This is a genomic window from Oleiphilus sp. HI0123 (assembly GCF_001635315.1).
In genome coordinates this window covers 1-6,642 of the sequence record NZ_LWGE01001046.1, presented here as the reverse complement: position 1 = coordinate 6,642, position 6,642 = coordinate 1, and the positions used below count along the sequence as shown (strand labels likewise).

Genomic DNA, 6,642 nt, shown 5'->3' with positions numbered 1-6,642 from the left:
GTGATCGCCTCGTTATCAAGAGACTGCAGCACTATCGGCTCCGGAACTTGATTTTCAGGGCCACCCGCTAACACACCCCCTGAAAGCATGAGCACACCAACAAACCGAACTAAAACCATACGTAACATCAATCTAACACTCAAATAAAGACTAAGGCGCAAGTTTTAAGAACCTACGACGATAAGTCAGCAATAGCAAACATAGACATATCAGTTGCCAAGCAATGGCGCCACCACTTGAATCAGACTTTTTATTGCTGTCACTTTCCTCTTGCTCTGCTTCAATTGCGGTAAAACTAATTGATGCAATTCGCGCATCGTCCCCCTCACCCAAACCAAGGCTAGCGCCTCGCTTTCTCGCCAACACCCACTCAACATAAGCGCCACCCTCAGGCAGCTCTATAACGACGTTCGAATAGCTACTTCCTACGACTAAATCTTGCTCAACACCGTCAACCACTTCAGTCGTTTGACGAACACCATCAATATAAACATCCAGATTCATCACATCAGAGCTTGATAGTAGCCAGTCAAAAGCAAGCGTTCCCGCCCGGGAAAAGCGTGAAGAGAAACGTGATATATCTTGCGTGTCTGGCATTTCCACCGCTAACTCACTATCCCCCACATTTCGCCATGTACTCGCTGACTCAAGGATAAAATCAATACCACTTCCAGCTATTTCCATATCGTTTTCCGGATATACTCTGGTAGATAAGCGATACCAATTAAATCCTTCATTTGTATATATTGCCGTCATGACAGCCGTTTTTTCACCATCCTGATCAAAGTCCAGCTTCAAATCCAACTCGCAGTTATCACCCAAATACAGCACGTCATTTGAACAACGATCACCGACAACCTGAAACCCGCTCACATCACCAGACCCAAATTGCATCCAGCTGATCTCAAAAGGCTGAACCAGATTACTAGTTAAATTCAAGGTATATTCATATGGAGACCCTACAGTCATTTCCCCCAGATATTGAGCATTCAACACAACATCAGACCACTCTTTAACTCCCTCAAAATCATCCAAATAAGAAGCTACACGAGTATAAACTCCCGGGTACTGTGCCTGCCCGCACCCTTCACCAAAGCTCGTAACACCAACCTGAACCCAGTCACGATTCTCATTCTGCCAAAGCAAAGGGCCACCACTATCTCCTTGGCAAGAGTCTAAACCACCAGCTTGAACACCCGCACATACCATGTCGTCAGTCACCTCATCACCAATCTCGGCATAATTATCCTGGCAAGTTTCATGATTCATTAGCGTTACATCTGCTTCTTGGAGAACATCCGGGTAAGTCGCGACACTATCGTCTGGGTCTATATCCCCCCAACCAATAACGCGCAAGGAATCGCCTTCAGCAATTTTGCGCATATCCGCCTCAGTAGCTAACGAGAGCACTGGCACATCACTCACAGTCTCGGCTAGCTGAAACAATAAATAATCGCCATTTTCAGCCTCATTATATTCTATGAGATTAACGGCTCGCGCATTGCTCTGCTCTGGCAAATCATACCCAGACGAGTTACTCAAATCATAAGCACCAATAACCGCAACAAGACTATCCAAAGCCTCCCCGGCGTAGCAGTGAGATGCCGTTAATACATAGTATTCATCCACCAAGGTTGCACCACAAAAGTGCTCACCAGTATATTTATTTTGTAATGACACCATCCAAGGGTAATCCCTAAACTCAGCGTCAACACCACCAATAATCCTATTTTCCGCGCGAGCCCAACCTGAAGAAACAACGAGCATTACAATCACCACACTCATGGCACGATAGGTTTTCGATATACCTGCAGCGTTTCGACGAAAGAAAAATAGCACTGCCAAAAACACTAGCGCTAGTGGGTGGAATGCTCCACCACTAGACTTTGAATTGCTAGGACTTGTATCCTCAACTACATCTGGGTTATCTGCTGTAAAATTAACCGACTTCAAATACAAGGTCTTGCCTTCATCCCCTAATGAACTTTCACTCGTAGAACGCCAAAGTTCTCCCCTAGCCATGCGCCACTCAACAGTATTGACCTGATCTTCAGGTAACACGATAGTCTCACGACCATAAGCCTCAGCCGGCTTATATTCACTAAGCTCTTCACCATTTATCCACAATGAGACATCCATTACACTCGTATCATCTACTTTCCAGTCAAAGCTCAATTGGCCGCTACCATCAACCTTACCAATCAACATCGTTTGCTCATATAGGGTGTAGTCTGACACTAATTCGGAAACAATATCTCCCTGTAAATCCCACTCATTCTGCTTCTCTATAAAGAAAAACACTCCCTCACCCACACTTGAGCTAAAATCAGCTTCCCCTATCACATTACCACTCAACTCAAACGAGTAGCTTTCCTCCTTACCCTCAACCCCTATCATCAAGGTAGCAAACTTGATACCAGGTGAAAGGAAGTTCATCCGAATATGGACCTCGCAACTCTCCCCCGGAGCTAACTCAGAGCCCTGGCAATCAGGCAAAGCACTATCTTCCGTGCTGGTAATCGATAGCTCGGAAGGTGTATATTTTACCGTCCCTACACCACATTCATTGGTTTCAATCTCATCAACCTGAAGCTCAACACTATCAATTACAAAGCTATCAGCAGCACTATTTGTAAAACTTAAAGAAAAACCATTAACCTCTTTTATTCTGTATTTTAAAGACTCATCCGAGCCACCACTACATACAGGGTTCTCACCATCCTCCAATATACTTGAAGTAACATTTTCAGGCAGAGAAAGCTTGTCTGGGGTCAAATCGACAGGGTTTATAATATTGTCCACCCACTCTTTAAACGCTGAAACCCGGGTAAAAACATCTGGATAATCCAGACTTCCACAAACAGAAGGAGCTATGCTTGCCACGCCGGCTTGAAACCATTCACCACCTGTTTGAAATAATAAAGGGCCGCCACTATCTTTTTCGCATAGACCTTGAAGCCCATCATCTGTCTCTTCGATATAACCTGCACAAATATGTTTACCATCAATAGCATTACCATATATTGGTAAAAAGTCAGCTCCCAACGACGTTTCTAAATCGCCATTCAGGAAGGCTTTATTGCATTCGGTCTGGTTGAACAACGGTACATTCACTTCATGCAATACGCTTGGAAAGTCTTCGTTTATTGTGTCTTCACCGCCCCCACTAGAAATAAGATTGGGGTTGCCATCACGATCCCCCCATCCAACAATTGTTAGCAAATGACCTGCTTCGACACCTTCAAACATGGCTGAGCTAACTAATTCAAGAGGTGGATAAACACTCACATCAACCGCATCGGCCAACTCAAGCAACATCAAATCTCGACCTGACTCCACGCGACTAATCACCCCAATACGCCGCTCAGTTTCTTCAATTCGTGAGATATCATAATCTCCAACATAGACGGAAATTGCTTCAGCAGGCTCTTCATAGAAACAACGCGAAGCAGACATCACCCAACGTTCATGAATCAAGGTACCGCCACATTCATGCTCGCCAGTTGCCGAATTTCGGAGCGATACCATCCAAGGGTAATCACTCTCTACCTCAACTTCGTCGCCACCGACTATACGATTAGCTGAGAGAGCAGAGCTACTCGCAACACAAGCAAGCATGGCAAATAACATCACCCGAACAATACCGACATTGCGCCTAGCAACTAAAGCCTGACCACACATTGAAAGAAACATACCCTTAGCCATCCTGACCTCTATGGAACTCATAATCTTTATATATTGAACTGGACCTGTACTGCACAAGTAAAACGCTGAGAGATATAAAACAACTAAAATCATGCATCAGGAACACAGCAAAAAACTCCTCGAATTTTATCAGTCTTTTATAGCCAGCCCTATTGATTATAAAAACACTGTACAACTGCATTTAAATTTTGTGACGCTATAAACCTTTCTTATGGGAAGTTTCTACGAAATTTACCTTTTTCCAAAAACATTTACACAAGCTCTATAGATCAAGCCAGATCAAATCTAATCAAACTGCTGAGCATATGAGTCAATCGAAGCGTAAGGTTCAAGCACACCTTTTTGATTCATAGATAATATTTGATAAGGGTTAAACTTGTCTTGGTATTCCATACCCGGACTACCCAAGGGCATTGCAGGAACAATCAAACCAACTGAGCCAGCAGGTGGGTTTGATAAAAATTGTTTAATAAACTTCGCTGGAACATGTCCTTCGAACACGAAACCCTCTGACGACACAGCAGTATGACAGGAGCGAGCATTAGCAGGCAGCTGATAGAAATCTTTTATATGCGCCACCGAATCCTGGTTCACAACTATGGCCCACAAACCGCCCTGTTGAATATGATCCACCCACTCAGAACAACAAGAGCAACTCTTTGTTTTATAAACAGTCAAAGTTCTATCTGCTGCGCTCGATTCAGTACTAGACGAATCCTCTGATTGACCGCATGCACTCAAGATACCAAACGCCAGCATCATACTCAGTATCATAAAGCGCCGAACTAGCGAAACAGATCTCTCTCTATCTATTTGCATATCGCAATTACCTCACCCTTTTAATCTAGCTGCTATAGTTAAATTCTGAATAAAAAGATCGACCTATCAATAAAGGAATTCTTTCATGGTCAAATTTGTCCGTACGCCTGATGAACGCTTTAAAAACCTGCCGAACTATAGCTTTTCTGCTCACTATACCGACGTCGGTGGTTTGAGAATGCATTATATAGACGAAGGCCCGGGAAGTGCCGACCCAATACTCATGTTACATGGTGAACCCAGCTGGTCATACCTTTACCGCCACATGATCCCTATTTGCACTGCTGCGGGGCATCGAGTCATCGCTCCCGACTTAATTGGCTTTGGCAAGTCAGATAAGCCTGTCAATATTGAAGACTACTCCTATCAAAGCCATATGGACTGGCTCCTATCCTTAATCAACGCGCTTGATTTAAACAATATTACACTGGTCTGCCAAGACTGGGGTTCATTGCTCGGCCTTCGACTCGCGGCAGAAAATGAAGAGCGCTTCAAAGCAATTGTAGTCGGTAATGGCATGCTACCAACAGGTGAAGAAGACGTACCTTCCGCTTTTAAGATATGGAAAGCTTTTGCGCTTAATAGCCCCTGGTTCCCTATTGCAAAAATCGTAGAGATGGGGAGTTTTAAATCTTTTAGCAAAGACGAGCAGCGCGCTTACGATGCACCCTTTCCATCCAAGCAGTTCAAAGCAGGCACTCGGGCTTTTCCGGCTTTAGTACCAACAAGCCCGGACAACCCGGCAAGCAAAGCGAACAAGGCAGCGTGGGCGGTATTAGAAAAATGGCAAAAGCCTTTCGTTACCGCATTCAGCAATGGAGACCCTATAACACGAGGCGGTGATAAGTATATGCGTAAGAAGATTCCTGGTGCAAAGGGAATGAAACACGTAAAACTTAAAGGCGGCCACTTTCTTCAAGAAGATTCAGGAGCCGAATTTGCGCAAGTCGTCAATAACCTACTAACAGAGATAGATCATCATATAATCCCAGCCTCATAGAGAGTTTTTCTTAGGCAATAAAAAACCCGACTAAAAAGTCGGGTCAAAATCACAACAAATACTTCAAAGAAAAATAATGAAACCTATTCCGGGTCAGAGGGCCTGAATCACTTCCCCGTACTTCAATGTTTGTAGAATACGACATTAAAAACGTGATGTATGTATCACTTTTCTTTCATTATGTAACAATTGTTTTCAAGCTCTCAGTCATTCGCGCAAGGCAAGACCGCCTCAAAGATGCTCCCCACCTGAGCATTCGAACGGTATTTGATTTCACCCTTATGGAGTTTCATGATTCGCTGACAGATTGACAAGCCCAAGCCTGTACTTCGCTCTCCAGCTGTTGGCTTGGTTGATATATTGCAGAATGGCTTGAACAATAAGTGCTGCTCGGCCTTTGGTATTCCACCAGCCTCATCAATCACTTCGATACGCACCTTTTTATGATTACTCGATAAACGAACATCAATTTTCCCACCAACTGGCGAGTATTTAATTGCATTGGAAATCAGGTTATAGGCAACTTCTTTAATTCGCATGCTATCTGCTTCAACCCATACGGCTTCGACTGGCAATTCCAAGTTAAGTTTTTGCTGCTTATCATTCGCCAGGAGCTGGGCATCAGCAACAGCTTTATCCAATAGGGAACAAAGGTTTTCCCGATCTATATCGATTGAGATATTAGCATCCTCAATCGAACTCACATCAAGCAATCTATCCAGCAACTCCTCCATACTCTCTGCAGCTTCGATAACTAAACCCAGCAACATTTCCGGGTGCTCTCCGGATATCTCCCTTTTCAACATACTCGCAGCTGAAGATACAACACCCAAAGGGCCACGAATATCGTGAGCCGCCATACCAAGCAACTCATTCTTCTGCTGGTTCAAACTACTCAACTCAGAGAACTGATCCAGAAGCTGGGCATTGGCGTTGACTCGACTGCATACTTGCTCTTGCTGGAAAGGTTTTAATAGAAAGTCATTCCCACCATGCTTCATAAATTGCGCTATTTGGTCTGATGATGCCTTTCCTGACACACCAATAATAGCCATCTGACTCATATCAAAGCGTGAACGCAAAGCACCCAGCAACTCAAATCCATCCATGCCATTCAT

4 protein-coding genes are annotated in these 6,642 nt (G+C 44.1%); 1 reads left to right on the top strand and 3 read right to left on the bottom strand.

The features are described 5' to 3' along the window. Positions 1-150: 150 nt before the first annotated feature. Positions 151-3,705: a trypsin-like serine protease gene (locus A3761_RS09280; protein WP_068553662.1), complete on the bottom strand. Its 3,555-nt coding sequence runs from the start codon at positions 3,703-3,705 to the stop codon at positions 151-153. Between the two features lie 285 nt (positions 3,706-3,990). Next, entirely contained in the window at positions 3,991-4,524 is a 534-nt protein-coding gene (locus tag A3761_RS09270; RefSeq protein WP_068553661.1) for a DUF411 domain-containing protein, read from the bottom strand. Between the two features lie 85 nt (positions 4,525-4,609). Between A3761_RS09270 and A3761_RS09265 the strand changes: the two genes are divergently transcribed. Continuing rightward, positions 4,610-5,524: a haloalkane dehalogenase gene (locus tag A3761_RS09265; RefSeq protein WP_068512287.1), complete on the top strand. Its 915-nt coding sequence runs from the start codon at positions 4,610-4,612 to the stop codon at positions 5,522-5,524. Between the two features lie 203 nt (positions 5,525-5,727). Here the strand turns inward: A3761_RS09265 and A3761_RS09260 are convergent. Beyond that, positions 5,728-6,642 (bottom strand): hybrid sensor histidine kinase/response regulator (locus tag A3761_RS09260; protein WP_068750135.1); only part of this gene is annotated, 915 nt, incomplete at its 5' end.